The organism is Sphingopyxis sp. Q841 (genome assembly GCF_052384365.1).
In the GTDB taxonomy this organism is placed as follows: domain Bacteria; phylum Pseudomonadota; class Alphaproteobacteria; order Sphingomonadales; family Sphingomonadaceae; genus Sphingopyxis; species Sphingopyxis terrae_A.
In genome coordinates this window covers 983,460-1,002,619 of sequence record NZ_JBQSUM010000002.1, presented here as the reverse complement: position 1 = coordinate 1,002,619, position 19,160 = coordinate 983,460, and the positions used below count along the sequence as shown (strand labels likewise).

The 19,160-nt window shown below is 66.2% G+C and carries 20 protein-coding genes; 11 read left to right on the top strand and 9 right to left on the bottom strand.

The window, feature by feature from the left end; translation table 11 throughout:
* Positions 1-2: 2 nt before the first annotated feature.
* Positions 3-1,013: an arginine N-succinyltransferase gene (locus ACT17R_RS15145; RefSeq protein ID WP_062900884.1), complete on the bottom strand. Its 1,011-nt coding sequence runs from the start codon at positions 1,011-1,013 to the stop codon at positions 3-5.
* A complete protein-coding gene (locus ACT17R_RS15140) occupies positions 1,010-2,218 on the bottom strand; it encodes a hydrolase (RefSeq protein ID WP_444809737.1) in 1,209 nt (402 codons plus the stop codon). Before ACT17R_RS15140 ends, ACT17R_RS15145 begins: the two co-directional genes overlap by 4 nt.
* Positions 2,219-2,413: 195 nt before the next feature.
* On the opposite strand from ACT17R_RS15140, the gene ACT17R_RS15135 reads away from it, so the two are divergent.
* From ACT17R_RS15135 to trhO, 7 genes are all read left to right on the top strand, one after another.
* Positions 2,414-3,586, top strand: a complete 1,173-nt coding sequence (locus tag ACT17R_RS15135) for a GGDEF domain-containing protein (protein WP_444809736.1) — start codon at positions 2,414-2,416, stop codon at positions 3,584-3,586.
* A gap of 125 nt (positions 3,587-3,711) precedes the next feature.
* Positions 3,712-5,805 carry a malate synthase G gene (locus ACT17R_RS15130; RefSeq protein ID WP_062900882.1) on the top strand — a complete coding sequence of 698 codons (2,094 nt, stop codon included), beginning with the start codon at positions 3,712-3,714 and terminating at the stop codon, positions 5,803-5,805.
* An 83-nt stretch (positions 5,806-5,888) separates the two neighbouring features.
* The gene (locus ACT17R_RS15125; protein ID WP_062900881.1) at positions 5,889-6,710 is read left to right on the top strand and encodes a hypothetical protein; all 822 of its coding nucleotides are present in this window, start codon (positions 5,889-5,891) and stop codon (positions 6,708-6,710) included.
* A gap of 123 nt (positions 6,711-6,833) precedes the next feature.
* On the top strand, positions 6,834-7,211 hold the full coding sequence (locus tag ACT17R_RS15120; RefSeq protein WP_062900880.1) for a Rap1a/Tai family immunity protein: 378 nt from the start codon (positions 6,834-6,836) through the stop codon (positions 7,209-7,211).
* A gap of 14 nt (positions 7,212-7,225) precedes the next feature.
* Positions 7,226-8,140: a CDF family Co(II)/Ni(II) efflux transporter DmeF gene (gene dmeF, locus ACT17R_RS15115; RefSeq protein WP_234180517.1), complete on the top strand. Its 915-nt coding sequence runs from the start codon at positions 7,226-7,228 to the stop codon at positions 8,138-8,140.
* A 95-nt stretch (positions 8,141-8,235) separates the two neighbouring features.
* Positions 8,236-10,248 (top strand): GMC family oxidoreductase N-terminal domain-containing protein, encoded by a 2,013-nt coding sequence (locus tag ACT17R_RS15110; RefSeq protein WP_062900879.1) that lies wholly within the window; start codon positions 8,236-8,238, stop codon positions 10,246-10,248.
* Positions 10,249-10,292: 44 nt separating this feature from the next.
* A complete protein-coding gene (gene trhO, locus ACT17R_RS15105; RefSeq protein WP_186401035.1) occupies positions 10,293-11,021 on the top strand; it encodes an oxygen-dependent tRNA uridine(34) hydroxylase TrhO in 729 nt (242 codons plus the stop codon).
* A 37-nt stretch (positions 11,022-11,058) separates the two neighbouring features.
* Here trhO and ACT17R_RS15100 read toward each other — a convergent pair whose 3' ends face one another.
* Complete coding sequence (locus ACT17R_RS15100; RefSeq protein ID WP_444809735.1) at positions 11,059-12,306, bottom strand: aspartate kinase; 1,248 nt, start codon at positions 12,304-12,306, stop codon at positions 11,059-11,061.
* 222 nt (positions 12,307-12,528) lie between these two features.
* On the opposite strand from ACT17R_RS15100, the gene ubiG reads away from it, so the two are divergent.
* Positions 12,529-13,254, top strand: coding sequence for a bifunctional 2-polyprenyl-6-hydroxyphenol methylase/3-demethylubiquinol 3-O-methyltransferase UbiG (gene ubiG, locus ACT17R_RS15095; protein WP_062900878.1), 726 nt, complete (start codon positions 12,529-12,531; stop codon positions 13,252-13,254).
* A gap of 215 nt (positions 13,255-13,469) precedes the next feature.
* Positions 13,470-13,982, top strand: coding sequence for a GNAT family N-acetyltransferase (locus ACT17R_RS15090; protein ID WP_062900877.1), 513 nt, complete (start codon positions 13,470-13,472; stop codon positions 13,980-13,982).
* A 39-nt stretch (positions 13,983-14,021) separates the two neighbouring features.
* Here the strand turns inward: ACT17R_RS15090 and ACT17R_RS15085 are convergent, their stop codons facing one another.
* The 5 genes from ACT17R_RS15085 to ACT17R_RS15065 form a co-directional block, all read right to left on the bottom strand.
* Complete coding sequence (locus ACT17R_RS15085) at positions 14,022-14,327, bottom strand: hypothetical protein (protein WP_062900876.1); 306 nt, start codon at positions 14,325-14,327, stop codon at positions 14,022-14,024.
* A 43-nt stretch (positions 14,328-14,370) separates the two neighbouring features.
* Positions 14,371-15,066: an esterase/lipase family protein gene (locus ACT17R_RS15080; RefSeq protein ID WP_238929723.1), complete on the bottom strand. Its 696-nt coding sequence runs from the start codon at positions 15,064-15,066 to the stop codon at positions 14,371-14,373.
* A 59-nt stretch (positions 15,067-15,125) separates the two neighbouring features.
* The gene (locus ACT17R_RS15075; RefSeq protein ID WP_444809734.1) at positions 15,126-16,298 is read right to left on the bottom strand and encodes a PQQ-dependent sugar dehydrogenase; all 1,173 of its coding nucleotides are present in this window, start codon (positions 16,296-16,298) and stop codon (positions 15,126-15,128) included.
* Positions 16,299-16,377: 79 nt separating this feature from the next.
* Positions 16,378-17,013, bottom strand: a complete 636-nt coding sequence (locus tag ACT17R_RS15070; RefSeq protein WP_062900873.1) for a sigma-70 family RNA polymerase sigma factor — start codon at positions 17,011-17,013, stop codon at positions 16,378-16,380.
* Positions 17,013-17,348: a NepR family anti-sigma factor gene (locus ACT17R_RS15065; RefSeq protein ID WP_062900872.1), complete on the bottom strand. Its 336-nt coding sequence runs from the start codon at positions 17,346-17,348 to the stop codon at positions 17,013-17,015. The genes ACT17R_RS15070 and ACT17R_RS15065 overlap by 1 nt, the downstream gene beginning before the upstream one ends.
* Positions 17,349-17,435: 87 nt before the next feature.
* On the opposite strand from ACT17R_RS15065, the gene ACT17R_RS15060 reads away from it, so the two are divergent.
* Both ACT17R_RS15060 and ACT17R_RS15055 read left to right on the top strand, forming a co-directional pair.
* Positions 17,436-17,852 (top strand): BLUF domain-containing protein, encoded by a 417-nt coding sequence (locus tag ACT17R_RS15060; RefSeq protein ID WP_003038631.1) that lies wholly within the window; start codon positions 17,436-17,438, stop codon positions 17,850-17,852.
* A 96-nt stretch (positions 17,853-17,948) separates the two neighbouring features.
* Positions 17,949-18,563, top strand: coding sequence for a sigma-70 family RNA polymerase sigma factor (locus ACT17R_RS15055; protein WP_412072836.1), 615 nt, complete (start codon positions 17,949-17,951; stop codon positions 18,561-18,563).
* 55 nt (positions 18,564-18,618) lie between these two features.
* Here the strand turns inward: ACT17R_RS15055 and ACT17R_RS15050 are convergent, their stop codons facing one another.
* On the bottom strand, positions 18,619-19,140 hold the full coding sequence (locus ACT17R_RS15050) for a GNAT family N-acetyltransferase (RefSeq protein ID WP_082819813.1): 522 nt from the start codon (positions 19,138-19,140) through the stop codon (positions 18,619-18,621).
* Between the last annotated feature and the right edge of the window lie 20 nt (positions 19,141-19,160).

The following is a 19,160-nucleotide window of genomic DNA, read 5'->3' as shown; positions in this document are numbered from 1 at the left end:
GCTCAGCGCCCGATCCAACTGATGGTATCGCCGGTGCCGATCTGCAGCAGCCGTGCCGTCTCGGCATCGATGCTGCCGCCCTCGCCGACCTTGCCGAAGCAGCAGCGGAAATCGGCAAGGCGGCCCGTCGCGATCAGCGCGTCCGCGCCATCGTCCAACCGGTCGGCGACCCGCGTCACCTCGACATGCTGCGCGTCGCGGATGCTCGACACCTGATCGGTGCGCGCGGTCATCGTCGGGCCGCCGTCGAAGATGTCGATGTAATTTTCGAAGGCGAAGCCCTCATTCTCGAGCATCCGCATGGCGGCGCGGCCAGTGGGATGGGGAACGCCGATCACGCTGCGCGCGGTTTCGGGCAGCATCGCGATATAGACCGGATGCTTGGGCATCAGGTCGGCAATGAACTGGTTGCCGTGAACGGCATTGAACTGGTCGGCTTCCTGAAAGCTCATGCCGAAGAATTTGCCGGCGACGCCGTCCCAGAAGGGCGATCCGCCCGCTTCGTCGATCACCCCGCGCAACTCGGCCAGGATGCGGTCGCCGAAGCGCGCGCGGTGCCGCGCGATGAACAGATAGCGCGAGCGTGCGAGCAACAGGCCAAGCCCGCCGGCGCGCGCCGCGGGATGGAGGAACAGGCCGCCGACCTCGCTCGACCCGTTGAGATCGTTGCTGAGCATGAGCACCTGCGCGTGGAAGGTCCGTCCCAATTGCTCGCTGTGCTTGCTGTCGGTGCCGATGCGATAGCTGTAGAAGGGCCAGCGCTGGCCGACCTGGCCGAAAATCTGGCAGGTGCCGCGCACCTCGCCCGTTTCGGTGTCCTCGAGCATCATCAGGTAAAGCTCGTCGGACGGATACTCGCGGTCGCTGGCGAAGCTGGCCTCGGCGCGATCGAGCTTGGCGCGCAGCGCCTTGCGGTCGGGCGGCAGATTGGTGAAGCCGCCCCCCGTCAGTTTCGCCATTTCGTAGATGCTTTGCAGGTCGCTCGGTTTCGCCGAGCGGATCACATAGCTCACACAGTCCCCCGTTCCGCTATTTTCGTTAGGGTCAGCGCTGACAGCTGCGCGCGTTCAGCGAGACTGTCGACGATCAGAAATTCGTCCGACGAATGGATGGCGCCGCCGCGCGGGCCCATCGTGTCGACGACGGGAATGCCGCAGGCGGCGATATTGTTGCCGTCGCACACGCCGCCGGTCGCGTTCCAGCCGATCGACAGGCCCAGCGCCGCGCCGCAGTCGCGGACCAGTTCGAAGAGACGCGTCGCCGCGGCATCGAGCGGCTTGGGCGGACGGTTGAAGCCGCCGTAGAGATGGCAATGGACGTCGTGGTCGTGCTGGATCGCGGCGATGGCGTCGCGCAGCGCCGCTTCGGCGGCGGCCATCGCGTCGGGGGTCATCGGCCGCATGTTGACGCGCAGGATCGCCTGATCTGGGACAACATTATTGGGGCCGCCCCCGTCGATCTTCGCGGGATTGACCTTGAGGTCGGGAGATTTCAGCGCATTGAGGCGGAGCGCGAGATCAGCGGCGGCGACGAGCGCGTTGCGGCCGTCCTCCGGGTTGCGTCCGGCGTGCGCCGAGCGGCCGTGGATCAGCACGGAGAAATTGCCACTGCCCGGGCGCGCGCCGGCGAGCGTGCCGTCGGGCAGTGCGGGTTCGTAGGTAAGCGCCGCGGTCTTGCCGCGCGCCAGTTCGGCGATCAGCGCGGCGGAGGCGTGGCTGCCCGTTTCCTCGTCGCTGTTGATCATCACGTCATAGCCGACGCGCTCGGCCAGCGGCGACGCCTCGAGCGCCGACAGCGCGGCAAGGATGACGGCGATGCCACCCTTCATGTCGGCGGTGCCGGGGCCGTTGAGCACGCCCGGCTCCAGCCATTTGAGCGACTGGAAAGGGTGATCGGCGGCGAACACCGTGTCCATATGGCCGGTCAGCAGCAGCTGGACCGGCGCCTCGGGGCGCACGCGAAGATGGAGATGCGCGCCGCGCTCGATCGTCTGGACGCGGCCCGCGGCATCGACGCTTTCGACAGGATCTGGCGCGACGAGACACAGGGTGCCGGGGAGCGCCGAAAAGGCGTCGCCGAGCAGGCCGGCGACGGTCTTCAGCCCGGCAAGATTACCGGTGCCGCTGTTGACCGCGGCCCAGCGTTCGACCTGCGCCAGCATCGGCGCATCGGCCGCACGCTCCAGCGTGGCGGTTTCGCTTGGCTTCAGGATGGTCATGCGCAGCCTATAGCCGCCCGCGCCCGGCTTTGGCACCCCCGGCGCGAAACAATCTTTCACGCGATACGGTAAATCACTGACATCGCTGGACGAGGCAGGCGATGTCGCGCGCGAAAGCGTCCGAATCGCAACGCGTTAACCGAAACTTCGTCTGCCGGGGCATAGGGCCTTGGCATCGCGCCAACGAGTGGGTCCATGACAGCCGCCTTCGTCCTCGTCATCAACATGTGCATCGCCGGGATTTTCGCGGTGGCATTCGGCGTGATCGCGGCGACCAACCGAATGGCGCGCGGCGCCGCCTTCATGGCGGCGGGCTATGCGCTGGGCATCGTCGATGTCGCGCTGGAATTCCTGCTGCCCTTCCAGACCGATCCCACGCCGGTGGCGGTCAGCATCTTTGTCGTATTCCTGCTCGCGCTCAGTTTCTGCCTCATCGGCATCTCGCGCCACTATCGCGTGCCGACGCCGCGCGGCGCGATGATCGCGATCTGGGCGAGTGCGCTGCTGTTGGCGCCCTTTGCCTTTTCGCTGCCTTACGGGTCACCCGCGCGCGGCATGATCTATCAATTTTCCTATTGCCTGATGCAGGGGCTGGCGGGGGTCGTCATCCTGCGGTCGGGACGGCGCCAGGCGCTCGACCTGCTGCTGATGGGGATGCAGTTCGTCGCGGCGCTGCTGTACCTGGTGAAACCCGCGATCGGCATGCTGGTTGGAACCGCCGCGGCGCCGCAGGCCTATATGGCGACAACCTATGCCGCGATTTCGCAGACGATGGGCGCGGTGACGCTGGTCGCGGTGGCAATGGTGCTGCTGCTCGTGATGATCCGCGATGCGACCGCCGAGATGACCGCGCGGTCCGAAACCGACCCACTGTCGAGCGCGCTCAACCGGCGCGGCTTCGAACTGCATGGGGAATCGGCGCTGGCGGGCGGTACACGCGGCGTTCTCGTCGCCGCGGACCTCGATCATTTCAAGCAGATCAACGACAATTACGGCCATGCGGCGGGCGACGGCGTGATCGCCCATTTTGCCGCTCTGTTGCAGGACGCGGCGCCCGAGGGGGCTATCGTCGGACGCGTCGGCGGCGAGGAATTTGCGGTGCTGCTGCCCGATGCGCTGCTGTCCGACGGTCGACTCTATGCCGAAACGGTGCGCGGCCGCTTTGCGGCGCAGCGGCTTCCGGTGCTCGGCGTCGATCGCTGTTTCACCGCGTCGTTCGGCGTCGCGCAGGCGGGGCGCGGCGACACGCTGCATGACCTGCTCCACCGCGCCGACGCCGCGCTTTACAGCGCCAAGGCCGGGGGACGGAACCTTGTGCGTGTGGCGCTCGGCGAATTGCCGCCGCTGCCCGCGATAGGCGCTGCCTGACGCGGCCCTATGGCGCGATTGGGGCGCGAAGGGCGGTTGCCATCGCGCCCCAATCGCGCCATAGGGCGGCGGCCCTTTCCTCCCCGGGTCCATCCGCGCAATCGCGCTGACCAAAGGGTGCTTGAATGATTGATTTCCTCGACCGCAGCGGCCTGTCCGTCGATTCGCGTCTCGTCTCCTTCCTCGAGGAAAAGGCGATTCCGGGAACCGGCGTCGATACCGCCAAATTCTGGTCGGATTTAGCAACGTTGCTCGGCACCTTCGCGCCCGAAAATGCCGCGCTGCTCGCGAAGCGTGAGGATTTGCAGGCACAGATCGACGCTTGGCATCGGGCTCGCGAGGGGCAGGCGCATGACGCCGCAGCCTATCAGGATTTTCTGCGCGAAATCGGCTATCTCGTCCCCGAACCCGCGCCGTTCGCGGTCGGCACTGTCAATGTCGATCCCGAAATCGCGACGATGGCGGGGCCGCAGCTCGTCGTGCCGGCGCTCAATGCGCGCTTCGCATTGAACGCCGCCAACGCGCGCTGGGGCAGCCTTTACGATGCGCTGTACGGCACCGACGCGCTCGATGCGCCGCCGGCCAAGCCCGGCGGCTACGACCCTGAACGCGGCGCGGCGGTGATCGCGCGGGCAAAGGCGTTTCTCGACGAAGCCGCGCCCTTGGCGTCGGGAAGCTGGGCCGACTGGCAGGGCGGCGATCCGGTGCTGGGCGATCCGTCGCAGCTTGTCGGGCGCCGGCCGGGCGGGCTGCTGCTCCGCCACAACGGGCTGCACATCGAACTCGTGATCGATTCGAAGAGTCCGATCGGCGGCGGCGACCCCGCCGGCATCGCCGACGTCGTGCTCGAGGCCGCGCTGACGACGATCATCGATCTTGAAGACAGCGTCGCGGCGGTCGATGGCGAGGACAAGACGCTGGGCTACACCAACTGGCTCGGCCTGATGCGCGGCGACCTCACCGAAAGCTTCGACAAGGGCGGCAAGACGATGACGCGCCGCATGGCGGACGACCGCGAATGGACCGCGCCCGACGGCACGCCCTTCACGCTGCACGGGCGCAGCGTGATGTTCGTGCGCAATGTCGGCCATCTGATGACGACGCCGATGATCCGTCTCCCCGATGGATCGGAAGCGCCCGAGGGGCTGTGCGACGCGGTCATCACGAGCCTGTGCTCGCTGCACGATCTGAAGGGGCTCGGCAGCCGGACCAACAGCCGGGCGGGCAGCATCTATATCGTCAAGCCCAAGCAGCATGGGCCAGAGGAATGCGGCTTCACCGACCGGCTGTTCGACGCGGTCGAGGATATGCTCGGCCTCGCGCGTCACACGATCAAGGTCGGCGTGATGGACGAGGAGCGCCGCACCAGCGCGAACCTTGCCGCCTGCATCGCGGCGGTGAAGGACCGGATCGTCTTCATCAACACCGGCTTCCTCGACCGCACCGGCGACGAGATCCATACCAGCATGCGCGCGGGGCCGATGATCCCGAAGGGCGAGATGAAGGCCTCGGACTGGATCGCCGCTTATGAGGACCGCAACGTCCGCATCGGGCTGGCCTGTGGGCTTTCGGGCAAGGCGCAGATCGGCAAGGGCATGTGGGCGATGCCCGACCTGATGCGCGGCATGCTCGACGCGAAGATCGGCCATCCGAAATCGGGCGCGAACACCGCCTGGGTGCCGTCGCCGACCGCCGCGACGCTGCATGCGCTGCATTATCATATGGTCGACGTGTTCGCGCGGCAGAAGGACATTGCGGGCGAGGCCGTGCCGTCGCTCGACCGGCTGCTGGCGATCCCGGTCGCGACCGGGCGCAACTGGAGCGAGGCCGAGGTCGCGCGCGAACTCGACAATAATTGCCAAGGCATTCTGGGCTATGTCGTGCGCTGGATCGACCAGGGCGTCGGCTGTTCGAAGGTGCCCGACATCGACGACGTCGGCCTGATGGAAGACCGCGCGACCTTGCGCATTTCGAGCCAGGCGCTCGCCAACTGGCTGCTCCACGGTGTCTGCACCGCCGAACAGGTCGATGCGGCGCTCGCGCGGATGGCGGCGAAGGTCGATGCGCAGAATGCGGGTGATCCGCTGTACGAAAAGCTGACGCCAGAGGGCATCGCCTATCAGGCCGCGCGGGCGCTGATCTTCGAAGGCGTGACGCAGCCGTCGGGCTATACCGAGCCGCTGCTGCACAAATACCGGCTGGCGAAAAAGGCTGCGTAACGGCAGCGCCGCACCGAAAAGCCGCAGCGGTTGAATTGCCTGGCGAGTCCCCTATGCTTGGCGTGGGTCGAGAAGGGGGAATCATGTTTCGATCCATTCTGTCGCTGTGCGCAGCGGCGGGTCTGGCGTCCGCAGCGACGTCGGCCGAGAGCGTGCCGGTCGCCAAGCGCAGTGTTCAAGCGCTCGAAGGCGAATGTTCGGGCGGCGCGGTGCCGAGCTGCGAAGAACTGTATTGGCGGTACTATTTCGGGCGCGTGGTTGCCGCCGATCCGGTGAAGGCGGCGTCCTATCATCTGCGAATGTGCGATCTGGGCGATGCCGCGCAATGCGGGCGCTATGCAGGCAAGGTGTGGCTGAGCAAGCCGGGCTATCCGAAAAATGATACCGCGACGGTCGCTCGTTATGCGAAACGCGGCTGTATGGGCGGCGACAGCATGAGTTGCGGCCTTGCCTACACGATGTCGAAGAAGCCCAATTCCTATGGCGCGGCGGAACGCGCGACCGTCTATCGCAAGCTGTGCCAAGTCGGAAAGCCGGCGGATTGTTCGCTTGCCGCCGATTTCGAGGGCGAGGCGGGGAACAATGCGTTCGCGATGGAATTGGCGCGCAAGGCCTGCGGCCGGGGCGATTCGCGCGCCTGCATCAATGCCGATGTTTATGCCGTGCGGTTGGGCAACAGCCAGCGCCGCTCGGCTGCGGCCGCCAGGCCGACGCCGCCCGTTGCGAACCGGCAGGCACCGCCGAGCGATGCCGGCATGTATCAGCCGAGCAGCGGACGGCGAAGCAACGCACGCGACACCAGCCGTTCGGGCACTGATTCCTGTACCAAGAGCAATGGTACCGCGGGCAAGCGTTATTGGTACTATGGCTTCGACAACCAGAGGAAATACGGCCCCTGTCTCTGATTCACGGGCAGCGCCGGCGCGGTTGCTGCTGCGCAACGAAAAAAGGCGCCGCCTGAGATTGGCAACCCCCGATCCGCGGGTTAAGTAGCCCGCGGGTCGCGATTTTTTCGGGGGAAAATTGCCATGCGTCATTCCGTTTTTTCTGCCTTGCTGGCGTCCGCAGCACTGGCACTAGCAGGGCCGGCTACCGCCGCGCCCGACAGCACGCCGTCGAGCGGCGTGTTCAAGACCGGGCAGGAGGTCCACGATCTGTGCGTGTCGAAGGATGACGCCGATGTGTCCGCGTGCGACTATTTCATCATGGCAGTTCACGACGCGATCAAATTGTACGGCGACACGAAGATGGCCGACAGCAATCTGTGCCCGCCTGAAGGCGTGACCGCCCTCGAACTGCGCAACACTGTTCTCGCGTACTGGAACGGCCGGACGACCAGCCTCAAATATTCGGCGGTCAGTTCGATCCGCAATGCGTTGTTCCAGAAATATGGTTGCAGCGAATAGGAGCCGCCGCGACCGTGGGTGAGGGCGAACACCGGCACGATTTCCTGGGCGCGTCGCATGACGCCAATGCCCGGCGCACGCTGTGGGTGGTGTTGCTGACCGCGGTGATGATGGTCGGCGAGATCGTCGCCGGTTATCTGACCGGATCGATGGCGCTGCTCGCCGATGGCTTTCACATGGCGACGCACGCGGGCGCGCTGGGGTTGGCGGCGATCGCCTATCGCTATGCGCGGACGCACCGGCACGACCCGCGCTTCAGCTTCGGGACGGGCAAGGTCGGCGATCTGACGGGCTTTGCCTCGGCGCTGATCCTCGGCATCTTCGCGCTGGGCATCGCGGTCGAATCGACGATGCGGCTGATCGATCCAGTGGCGGTCGATTTTTCGGCCGCCGCGCTCGTCGCGGTGATCGGGCTGATCGTCAATATCGTCAGCGCGCTGCTTCTGATGGGCGGGCATCACCATCATCACGATCATCATCATGGCCATGACGACCATGCGCACGGCCATCATGCGCACCATGGCGCCGACAATAATCTGAAGTCGGCCTATTTCCATGTGCTCGCCGATGCGCTGACCTCGGTACTGGCGATTGCGGCGCTGCTGGCCGGGCGCTATCTGGGGCTGGGGTGGATGGACCCGATGATGGGGATCGTCGGCGCGCTGGTGATCGCGCGCTGGTCCTGGTCGCTGATGCGCGATACCGCCGAGGTGCTGCTCGATACGACCGATGCGACGATTGCGGCCACGCTGCGCAGCCGGATCGACACAGCCGCGGGCGTGCGGCTGACCGACCTGCACGTCTGGCGCGTCGGCCCCGATGCCTGCGCGGCGATCGTCGAGGTCGAAGGGGCGATGAGCGCGGCGGACCTGCGCGCGCGGCTGGCCGATATCCGCCAGCTCGCCCATCTGACCGTGGCGGTGCGCTGACGGGGGTGTGGCAGGGTTAATGCGGCGGCAATTCGGCGCTTGCCATCGCCGGGTTTTGGCGGATGATCCGGGGCGGCTGAAGCGGGGGACGGGCGATGTCGGCACCTTTCAATTTCGGGCAACTCAAATTTCTGAAGGCGCTGACCGAGGCGCTGTTCCACGGCGCGCCGATGGTCATCTCCGCCGATCAGGTGGTGGCGAACATTACCGAATTGTTCGCGAAGGTCGGCGGCACCAAGCTCGACGAAATTCGCCTGTCGCTGACCGCGACCGAACTGGTGCTCGGCCCGCTGTTCGCGGCGGTCGATGTCGAGACGCGCGCCCACCGCATCCGCAACCGGCTGCAGAACAGTCAGATCGACCTGTTTCAGGACATGGCCCGGCTGCGCGGTATCGTTTACGCCTGCTATTACGGGCATTGGCAGCCGGGGGTCGAGGCAGGCGACCAGCAGGCGAACGCCGCCAATCCGGTGCACCAGCAGATCGGCTTCACGCTGCCCAAATTCCGCGTGCGCGGCCCCGCCGACATGGCGATCACTCGCGTCGAGGGGCGCGAGATCGATCCCGCGCATATATTGGATGCGGATACGCTGGGCGACGAATATGACGTCGTCGTCGTCGGATCGGGCGCAGGCGGCGGGGTCGCTGCGCACAATGTCGCCGCGCGCGGCTACAAGGTGCTGATCGTCGAGGCGGGGCCCTTCTATCCCTCGCCGCGCATCACGCACCACGAACTCGACATGGTGGCGCAGCTTTACAAGCATGGCGCGCTGCAAACCTCGACCAACCGCGACTTCATCGTCTTTCAGGGGCGCTGCGTCGGCGGATCGTCGACGATCAACAACGGCATCTGCCTGCGCGTCAACGAGGCGGGGCGGACACACCCCGATGCGGTTGATGTGCTGGCCCGATGGGCGAGCATCGGCGCGCCGATTGATGCCGACGCCTTTCACGCGAGCTATGACGCGATCCGCGACCGGCTGCATATCGGGACAATCGAGGCGCGCGCCGGGCGGCATAATGGCCCCCATCTGATAAACGGCTGGCACGCCTATGCCGCCGGATCGTCGGACCCCAAGGAACAGCGCGCGGTCGCCGACTGGTTCGCGAAGAATTTCGGGCCGCCGCACACGCCGGAAGCCTGCGCCTATTGCGGCTATTGCAATTCGGGCTGCGCCTATGGCCGGCGGCTCGGCATGGCGCAGACCTATCTGCCCGATGCGTGCCGCGACCATGGCGCGCGCATCGTGCCGGAAACGAAGGTCGACCGGATCGTCTGGCAGACGAGCATCGACGGACGGCGCGAGGCCGAGGGGGTGAAGCTGATCCTGCCCGACGGCAGCCGCCGCACGGTGCGCGCGCGGGTCGGCGTCGTCGTCGCGGCGGGCACCATCGCCTCGTCGAAGCTGCTCGACCGCAGCGACATCGACGGCACCGGGCATAATGTGTCGCTCAACATCGCCTCGCCGGTCGTGGCGCTGATGCCCGAGGGCGTCGGCTGCAATGCCTGGGACGAGGACCAGATGTCGAGCTACGTCGATTGCGGCGATTTCCTGCTCGAAAGCCATTTCCAGCCGCCGATGGCGATGGCGTCGCTGATGCCGGGCTGGTTCACCGACCATAGCGAGCGGATGCGCAACTATGGCCGCGCCCATTCGGCGGGCATCCTGTTCCCCGCCGACCGGCGCGGACGGGTCAAGGACGGCAAGCTGAAATTCGAGCTCGACCGCGATACCGACCTGCCGCTGCTGCGCCGCGCGATGGCGACGCTGACCAAGGTGCATTTCGCCGCCGGAGCGATCGAATGCTATCCGGCGCTGACCAAGGGGCAGCGGCTGACCCCCGACATGGACATCGACGGCTTCTTCGAAACGGCGATCCGCGAATCGGACGATGTGACGCTGTCGAGCAGCCACCCGCACGGTGGCAATGCGATCAACGTCGATCCCGACGCAGGCGTGGTCGATCCCGATTGCCGCGTCCACGGCACGACCAATGTCATCGTCACCGACGCCAGCGTCTTTCCGACCTGCATCCGCGTCAATGCGCAGTGGACGACGATGGCGATGGCGCATTACGCGACCGCGCGGCACGATCCGTTCGGTTAAGGTCTCCTCGCAATGACGGCGGCTTTTGTTTATGGGGCGCGCCGATGACCTTCACTGTTGCCGCTCTCTATCGTTTCGCGCCGTTCGACGACCCCGCCGCGCTGCGCGCGCCCTTGCTTGATCTCTGCGCGGCCCAGGGGGTGAAGGGCACGCTGCTGCTCGCGCGGGAAGGGGTGAACGGGACGATCGCGGGGAGCGCCGAAGGTATCGCTGCAGTCATCGCGCATATCCGCGCGCTGCCCGGCTGCGCCGAGCTCGACGTCAAATATTCATCCGCCGCAGCCATGCCCTTTCAGCGGCTGAAGGTGCGGCTGAAAAAGGAAATCGTGACGATGAAGGTGCCGGGGGTCGACCCGGCGCGCGAGGTGGGTGCCTATGTCGCGCCGGCCGACTGGAATGCGGTGATCGACGATCCCGACACGATCGTCATCGACACGCGCAACGATTTCGAGGTCGGCTATGGCAGCTTCGCGGGCGCGGTGAACCCGCAGACGAAAAGCTTCGGCGATTTTCCCGGCTGGTGGCGCGACCATGCCGCCGATTTCGCCGGGAAGCGCGTCGCGATGTTCTGCACCGGCGGCATTCGCTGCGAAAAATCGACCGCCTTCCTGAAAAGCGAAGGCGTCGCCGATGTCGTTCACCTGAAAGGCGGCATCCTCGCCTATCTGGAGCAGATACCGGAGGCCGACAGCCGCTGGCAGGGCAGCTGTTTCGTCTTCGACGAACGCGTCAGCGTCGGCCACGGCTTGGTCGAGGTCGGCGACAAGGACTGACCGGCCCGGCCGCCGAAGCCTCCCCTGCGGGCCGCAATCAGTCGGCGTCGAGGCCGTAGGCGGTGTGGAGCACGCGCACCGCGAGTTCGGTTTCATCCTCGTCGATCAGCACGCTGACCTTGATCTCGCTGGTCGAGATCGCCTGGATGTTGATGCCGCGATCGGCGAGCGCGCGGAACATCGTGCTGGCGACGCCCGCGTGGCTCTTCATGCCGACGCCGACGACGCTGATCTTTGCGACCTTGTCGTCCGACAGGATGCGGTTGAAGCCGATCTTGTCCTTCGCGGCTTCGAGCAGGTCGATCGACCGCAAGAGGTCGGCGGCGGGAACGGTGAAGGTCACGTCGGTCTCGCCCTTGTCGCGGCCGACGTTCTGGATGATCATGTCGACGTTGATCCCCGCGGCGGCGAGCGGGCCGAAGATGTTGGCGACGCCGCCCGGACGGTCGGGGACGCGCGTCACGATGATCTTCGCTTCATTCTTGTCGTGGGCGATGCCGGTGATCAGCTGCCGTTCCATCTGATGTTCCTCTATTTCCTCGTCGCTGACGATCATCGTGCCTCTTTTGGGTGCCTCGTCGCCCTCGACGAAGCTGGAAAGCACCTGCAAGCGCACGCCCATCTTCATCGCGAGGCCGACCGAGCGCGTCTGGAGCACCTTGGCGCCGACGCTCGCGAGTTCGAGCATTTCTTCATAGGTGACATAATCGAGCTTCCGGGCGCGCGCGACGATGCGCGGGTCGGTGGTATAGACGCCGTCGACATCGGTGTAGATGTCACAGCGATCGGCCTCGACCGCCGCGGCGACCGCGACAGCGCTGGTGTCCGATCCGCCGCGCCCCAGGGTCGAGATGCGACCATCGTCCATCATCCCCTGAAAGCCCGGGATCACCGCGACTTCGCCGCGGCCCATCGCGGCGAGCAGCGCGCCCGTTTCGATATCGAGGATGCGGGCGCGGGCATGCGCCTCTTCGGTGCGGATGGGGAGCTGCCAGCCGAGCCAGCTGCGCGCGGGAACGCCCATCGCCTGCAGCGTGAGCGCGAGCAGACCCGACGTGATCTGTTCGCCCGCCGCTACCACGACATCATATTCCGCCGGGTCGTAACGCGGGTTCGCCTCGCGGCAGAAATTGACGAGCCGGTCGGTCTCGCCAGCCATCGCCGAGACGACGACGGCCACCTCGTTGCCCTGTGCCACTTCGCGCGCGACCAGTTTCGCGACGGTGCGAATCCGCTCGGTGCCCGCCATCGACGTGCCTCCGAATTTCATCACGATCCGTGCCATCTCGTCCCGCCTTTTCGCAAACTGGTTTCGGCCGCAACTTCCAAGGATTTCCGCGGCGACCGCGCTGTTAGGGAAGGGGGAGCGCGATGGCAAGGCCGACAGATTATACCATCAGGATATTTTTTCTTGTCCGTTCGCAACAGGAGCGCCGGTATCCGCCGAACGATTATTCTATCCCGATAAGTCTTGTGCCGCGCCGGACGGGGTGCCAAATCGCGCTCTATGAGCGCTACGACAATCAATCCGCACGAAGCCGCCCATTTCGGCGCGCTCGCCGCCGACTGGTGGGATCCGCACGGCTCGTCCGCCATGCTGCACAAGCTCAACCCGGTGCGCCTGTCCTATATTCGCGACCGGATCGACGCGCATTGGCTGACCGACAGCCGCGATCTGAAGCCGCTCGCCGGCAAGCGCGCGCTCGACGTCGGATGCGGTGCGGGCCTGCTTGCAGAACCGCTTGCGCGGATGGGGGCGGCGGTGACGGGGGTTGATGCCGCACCCGAAAATATCGCCGCGGCGCGCGCGCATGCGGCCGGGCAGGGGCTGGGAATCGACTATCATGCGGGCGAACTGGCGGCACTGCCGCCCGCGACCTTCGACCTCGTCACCTCGATGGAGGTGGTCGAGCATGTGGCCGATCCGGCGGCCTTCATCGCCGAACTTGCCGCGCGCCTGGCGCCCGGCGGACTGATGATCCTGTCGACCCCCAATCGCACCGCCCTGTCGAAGCTGCTGCTCGTCGAGGCGGCCGAGCGGATCGGCGCCGTGCCGCGCGGCACGCACGACTGGGACCAGTTTCTGAAGCCCGAAGAATTGACCGCGCTCCTCGCGGCGGCGGGGCTTGAAGTCGTCGATCGCACCGGCCTCGCGCCATCGGCAGCGCGCGGGTTCAAGCTCGGCGGCAGCGAAGCGCTGAACTATCTGCTCGCGGCGCAGCGCGCGGGCTGATCGCGCGCTTGATCGCGGCGCCGGCGCCTGATAGGCACCGCTGCGATGACCAACGACCGATCCCTTCGATTCAAGGCGTATTGGCGCTCCTTTACCTAAGGAGCGGCATGGCATCATTCATCATGACCATGGCCGCCGTGTCGGAAGGCGAATGGTCATCATCATGAAACCGCACCCCCTCTGTCACGGCGCGCCTTTTAGAAGAGACGCTTGCGATGACAGAGACTTTGATCCGCCTCACCACCCCGCGATGCCGCATCGACCGGCTGGTCGCCGATGATGCCGCCGACCTCTGGGCGATCACCGATGCGTCGGTGACGTCGCAGGTCCATTTCCTGCCCGAACCCTTCACCAAGGACGAAGCCGCCGCGCTGATCGCGCGGTCGCGCGGCGACGATGTCTTCCACGCCGTGCGCGACGCGGCGGGGCTCGCCGGGGTCATCGGCGTCCACCGCCGCGGCGCGGGCGAATATGAGGTCGGATACTGGTTTGCGGCGCGCGCGCGCGGGCAAGGGCTGGCGCGCGAAGCGGTCGGTGCGACGGTGCGCGAGATTGCGGCGGCACGGCGCGGCGCGACGGTCGTCGCCGAATGCCGGCCGGGCAATGCGCGGTCCGAAGCTTTGCTGCGCGCGGTCGGCTTCGTACCGACGGGGACCGCGGGACGGCGCCCCGGGCGCGCGCTGTTCGTGTGGCGCGCGGCGCCGGGCGAGCGGATCGATGTTTGCTGAGGGTGCTGAGGGTGCTGAGGGTGCTGAGGGCCGGTTCGATCAGGATCCGAGCGCGGCAAGGCGGCGGCGGTCGACCCAGCCGGTAGCGCAGGTCGCCCCGCGCGCGGGAACGCAACTGTTGCGGCGGCTGGCATAGGCGACCCACGCCCAGCCGCCCTGTTCGCCGCACACCATGACGCGCGTTCCCGCGCGCAGCCGGTCGGTCTTGCGCGCGGCCAGGCTGGGCGAGCGATAAACGGCGACGCGGGCGCTCTGCGCGTTGCCCGTGACGACCGCGGGCGGACAGGCGGCGGGCGCGGCGGCGCCCTGCATCGCGAGCGCGAGTGTTGCAAAGATCGTCAGCATCGGTGCATTCCTTTGGCTAGCTCTGTCGCCGGCCTATCACACATCAGCCTATCTCTTCGGTTAACGCCTTGGCAATTGCGGCGACCGAGGTCGGGGCATAGGCAAAGCCCATATGTGCGCATTCGACCTCGATCTGCCGGTCGCTTTCGTGCGGCAGGCCGCGCGCGCTGTTCACCGCGACGACGCCGTCATGCTTGGACCATAAGGCAAAGGTCGGCATTTCCGGGCGCGGCGCCGGGTGGAAGTCGATGGGGGGATTGTCGACCGGGTGGCGCGCGATCAGATGATAGAGCCGCCAGGCGCGATTGGCGCGGCGGCTGCCTGAAAAGGGCGAACCGAGCGTGACGACGCGCGCGACCTTGTGTGGGTGATGCTTGGCATATTCGCGCGCATAGATGCCGCCGAGGCTCCAGCCGACGAGTGCGGGCGGCCGCCCGGTGCGCGCGATGATCCATTCGACGCGCGCATCGATACGGTCGATGATGTCGGCGGTCGCGCCGCGGTTGAAGCCGAGGCCCCAGGCATAGCAGCGAAAGCCCGCGCGGCGCAGGTCGGCGCGCAGCGCCTTCGTCGACCAGTCGCCCGACAGAAAGCCCGGCAGCACCATCACCGGCGGGTGGGCACTGTCGGGATTGGGTTCGGGCGGCATCGGCCGGACGCGTCCGCCGAGCGCGCGCAGCAGCGATCCCGCCTCACGCCAGAGCAGCGCCAGCCGCGGCGGGGCGTCGGGGTCGGGCACGCGCGCCGGCCAAAGGGCGCGCCTCGAGAGATAGCTGCGGATCATCGTCGGCGCGGCAGTCAGGCCTTCGGGACCAGCTTCAGCAGCTTGCCGTCCTTGCCGTCGGTCAGCAGCCAGACGCTGCCGTCGTCGCGCACCTCGACCTCGCGGATACGGGCGCCGAAGTCCCAGCGATCGGACTTGTGCAGCGTGTCGCCGTCGATCGCCATACGGATCAGCCCCTCGCCCGACAGTGCGCCCATCAGCATGCTGTTCTTCCAGCCGGGATAGGCGTCGCCGCCGTACCAGACGAGCCCCGCGGGCGACACCGAGGGGTTCCACCACAGCTTCGGCGCGGCAAATTCGGGGCGGGTCGGATGATCGGGAATGTCGCGGCCGTCATAATGATCGCCGTTCGACACGATCGGATAGCCGTAATTGGCCTTTGCCGCGACCAGATTGACCTCGTCGCCGCCCTTCGGCCCCATTTCCTGGTTCCAGAGCCGGCCTGTCCCATCGAACGCGAGGCCCAGGATATTGCGATGACCAAGCGACCAGATTTGCGCGGTCACGCCGCCTGCGGAAGCAAAGGGGTTGTCGGCGGGGACGCTGCCGTCTGGGTTCAGGCGCAGGATCTTGCCGAGATTGGCCTGCATGTCCTGCGCCGGATCGAACTTCTGCCGCTCGCCCGAACCGATGAACAAATATCGGCCATCGGGCGAGAAGGCGAGGCGGTGCGAATAATGGCCGCGGCCGGGCACTTTGGGGTCCTGTTTCCAGATCACTTCCAGCCCGTCGAGGCGCGGCGCGGCGCCCTGGACCAGCTTCGCCCGGCCGACCACCGCGCCGGCGGTGTCGCCGGGGCCGGCTTCGGCCCAGCTCAAGTAAATGGTACCGCTCTGCGCGAAATCGGGGGCGACGATTACATCGCCGAGCCCGCCCTGACCGGCGTAGAGAACCGGGGGTGTCCCCGCGACATCGCGCGCGGCGCCGCCTTCTTCCCAGAGTTTGAGTTTGCCCGACTTTTCGGTGACGAGCGCGAGGCGCGTTCCGGGCAGGAAGGTCATCGCCCAGGGCTCGTTGAAGGCCGCTGCCTCCTGCACCGTGAAGGGCGCATCGGCGAGCGCGGTCGCGGGCTGCGCGCCCGAGGTGTCGAGCGCGGCGCTGTCGGTGGCCGCGTTGCTGGGCGTTCCGGTCGAACAGGCGGCGACGGCCAGTGCGGCCGATAGCGCAAGGGCGGGGATTTTCTGCATGAAAAGGCTCGCTTTGCTGGGGAGGTGGGCGGCCAGTCTGGCGCGCCCGCCCGGAAAAGTCGAGAGGATGCGTGGCGCGCTAGCGGTTCGCGGCTTCGCGGCGCGCGGTGATTTCCTCGACGCTGTCCATGATTGCATCCATCGCCTCGCTCGCCGGTACCGCGTCGGATCGGCGCTGCGAGAATTGACCGCGATCCATGATTTCTTCGAGCGCGGTGCGCGCGCGCGAGACGCGGCTTTTCATCGTGCCGAGCGCGCAGTCGCAAATCTGCGCCGCTTCCTCATAGGACAGACCGCCGGCACCGACGAGGATCAGCGCCTCGCGCTGGTCCTGCGGCAATTCCATCAGCGCGCGCTGGAGATCCGCCATCTCGCCCGAATCTTCCTGCGACGCCGGGGTCGACAGCGTGCGTTCGACGGTTGTTTCGTCATATTCGCCGTGAAATTTGTTGCGGCGCATCTGCGAAAGGAAGGTGTTGCGCAGGATGACGAAGGTCCACGCCTTGATCGAAGTGCCGCGTTCGAAGCGCGCACGCGACGCCCACGCCTTGACCATCGTGTCTTGCGTCAGATCGTCGGCCAAATCGGGATTGCCCGACAGGCTGCGCCCATAAGCGCGCAGATGCGGGATGACGCCAGCGAGAAGCGCCTTGAATTCGCCGTCCGACAGGCTGTGATTTTCCTGCGAACGCGGCGCAGCAGCAGGGCGGGTCATCAGAGTTTAGGGCTTTTCTGATCGAGTTGGGCCAAAAGATCGAGCATCTGGTCGGGAAGCTTTTCGGCGACGACGCTGCCATAGATCATGCGCAGCTTCGCACTCACCGGCTCGGGCGACTGCCGACCGGTCAGCGTGCGATGCCACTGGTCGCTGTCCGTCCCCGGAAAGCTGCCATTCGTGCGGCGCACGACTTCGGCTTCCTCCGCCGGGTGGGGCGGCTTGCCGTTGATCCTGTTGTCACCATGCGTAGCCATGCCGAAGCAACGAGGAAGATCGCCGCTGGTTCCCGGCAATTTCGATTTTGCGACGAATGCGTTGCCAAGGTGCCACACGCGCCCTAAGCAGGCAGGGCAGGCCCGCAGGGGTTTGCGGATGGGGTCACAACGCTCCTTGAATGGGGAAGCCGGGAGTCACGTGACTTGCGATCGATTATTTATGTCAGCGTTGCGGACCCGCTGATAACGCCCGACGACATTGCCGATATTCTGGGTACGGCACGCCGCAACAATGCTCGCGACGCGCTGACCGGCGCCCTGATCTTCAACGGGCATAATTTCATGCAATTGCTGGAAGGTCCGGGCGACAAGGTCGAGGCGTGCCTCGCCGCGATCCGCGACGACCGCCGTCACAGCGGCATGGTCGAGGTGCGGCGGCGCGACATCGACCACCGCGAATTCGGCGACTGGTCGATGCTCTACGAACCCAATTTCGACGGGCATGAGGACAGTCTGAGGCGGCTGGCCGCCAACGGCCGGCTCGACCCCGTCGACGAACAGATGATGGCCAATTTCATCGCGCTTGGACGTCGCCGGCCGGCGGCCGCGGTTCCCGCCTGAGCCATTGCGGCGGGGATCGCCGCTTTCCATCGACGTTTCAACGCGCTAAGCCCGGTGTCATACGCATCGAGAGATTGCCCAGATAAAGGCCCGATTATCAGCGACGACACGCCCCGACCGCTCGACGACGCCAGCTTCAAGCAGGAGCTGGCGGCGATGCTGCCGCATCTGCGCGCCTTCGGCCGCAGCCTGACCGGCAACGCCGACCTGGCCGACGATCTGGTGCAGGAGACGATGCTGAAGGCATGGAAGGCGCGCGCAAGCTATATTCCGGGGCCGTCGAGCATGAAGAGCTGGGCCTTCGTCATCCTGCGCAACTGTTTCCTGTCGCAGATGCGGCGCAAGAAATTCACCGCCGAATATGACGAACTCGCCGCCGAGCGCCTGCTCGTCGCGCCCGACGATCAGGACGACAGCCTGCACCTGTCGGACGTGCAGCGCGCGCTGATGATGCTGCCCGTCGACCAGCGCGAGGCGCTGATCCTTATCGGCGCAGGGCAATTATCCTATGAGGAAGGCGCCGACATCTGCGGCGTCGCGGTCGGCACGATGAAAAGCCGCGTCTCGCGCGCCCGGGCCGCCTTGCAGGCGATCCTCGACGGCGGCGAGATGCCGCTGCGCAGCGAAGACCCGCTGCCCCCGAGCGAAGCCTTCGCGACGATCATGGGCAGCGTCGACCAACTGACAGGCGGGGGACCCTCGCCGGATTGACGGCGCCTGCGTGGCGGTTTGGGAGTGGACGACGCACTTTACTCGCGAATTGCCCTCAATGTGGACGCGGTAGACCGAAAATGTCTCGTTCCAGTCCGTCGGGAAACTTTTCGCGCAAGATTTTTGTGCCACCAAGTTTTTGGACAAGCGCTCGCGCCGCGACGTTATCATCATTCATGTGGGTCTCGACCAAGTCCCAACCCAGCATATCATATCCAAATGCAATGGCTGCACGCGAAGCCTCCAGCGCATAGCCGTTTCGGCGGGCCGATGGAACAATCCACCACGTCAGCTCCGATCTCGGATAGCCTTCAGGCCACCAAAGTCCGCACCCGCCGATCATTAATCCACTCGCGCGCTCTACAACCGACCAGCGGCCATATCCACGCAGTGACCAATGGCCCAAGTCCGTTGCAAGCACACGCCAGGCGCGGTCCGCTTCCATCGGCCCTCCGTAGAAGTGCGATGCCGCGGCATCTGCAAAGAAATCACGATAAACCGGGAAATCCTCGCTTCTCGGACCTCGCAGATCGAGATGTTCTGTTTTCAGGGTGGGGATATGCTCGTGGATTGTCATAACGAGCTGCAGCTTATGAC

What these genes read in the sequence shown, in the direction of transcription:
- trhO (WP_186401035.1), top strand. Translation starts at nt 10,293, where the DNA reads ATGACCTTCACTGTTGCCGCTCTCTATCGTTTCGCGCCGTTCGACGAC.
- ACT17R_RS15085 (WP_062900876.1), bottom strand. Translation starts at nt 14,327, where the DNA reads ATGCTGACGATCTTTGCAACACTCGCGCTCGCGATGCAGGGCGCCGCC.
- ACT17R_RS15075 (WP_444809734.1), bottom strand. Translation starts at nt 16,298, where the DNA reads ATGCAGAAAATCCCCGCCCTTGCGCTATCGGCCGCACTGGCCGTCGCC.
- ACT17R_RS15135 (WP_444809736.1), top strand. Translation starts at nt 2,414, where the DNA reads ATGACAGCCGCCTTCGTCCTCGTCATCAACATGTGCATCGCCGGGATT.
- ubiG (WP_062900878.1), top strand. Translation starts at nt 12,529, where the DNA reads ATGAGCGCTACGACAATCAATCCGCACGAAGCCGCCCATTTCGGCGCG.
- ACT17R_RS15110 (WP_062900879.1), top strand. Translation starts at nt 8,236, where the DNA reads ATGTCGGCACCTTTCAATTTCGGGCAACTCAAATTTCTGAAGGCGCTG.
- ACT17R_RS15100 (WP_444809735.1), bottom strand. Translation starts at nt 12,306, where the DNA reads ATGGCACGGATCGTGATGAAATTCGGAGGCACGTCGATGGCGGGCACC.
- ACT17R_RS15130 (WP_062900882.1), top strand. Translation starts at nt 3,712, where the DNA reads ATGATTGATTTCCTCGACCGCAGCGGCCTGTCCGTCGATTCGCGTCTC.
- ACT17R_RS15140 (WP_444809737.1), bottom strand. Translation starts at nt 2,218, where the DNA reads ATGACCATCCTGAAGCCAAGCGAAACCGCCACGCTGGAGCGTGCGGCC.
- ACT17R_RS15090 (WP_062900877.1), top strand. Translation starts at nt 13,470, where the DNA reads ATGACAGAGACTTTGATCCGCCTCACCACCCCGCGATGCCGCATCGAC.
- ACT17R_RS15125 (WP_062900881.1), top strand. Translation starts at nt 5,889, where the DNA reads ATGTTTCGATCCATTCTGTCGCTGTGCGCAGCGGCGGGTCTGGCGTCC.
- ACT17R_RS15050 (WP_082819813.1), bottom strand. Translation starts at nt 19,140, where the DNA reads ATGACAATCCACGAGCATATCCCCACCCTGAAAACAGAACATCTCGAT.
- ACT17R_RS15070 (WP_062900873.1), bottom strand. Translation starts at nt 17,013, where the DNA reads ATGACCCGCCCTGCTGCTGCGCCGCGTTCGCAGGAAAATCACAGCCTG.
- ACT17R_RS15120 (WP_062900880.1), top strand. Translation starts at nt 6,834, where the DNA reads ATGCGTCATTCCGTTTTTTCTGCCTTGCTGGCGTCCGCAGCACTGGCA.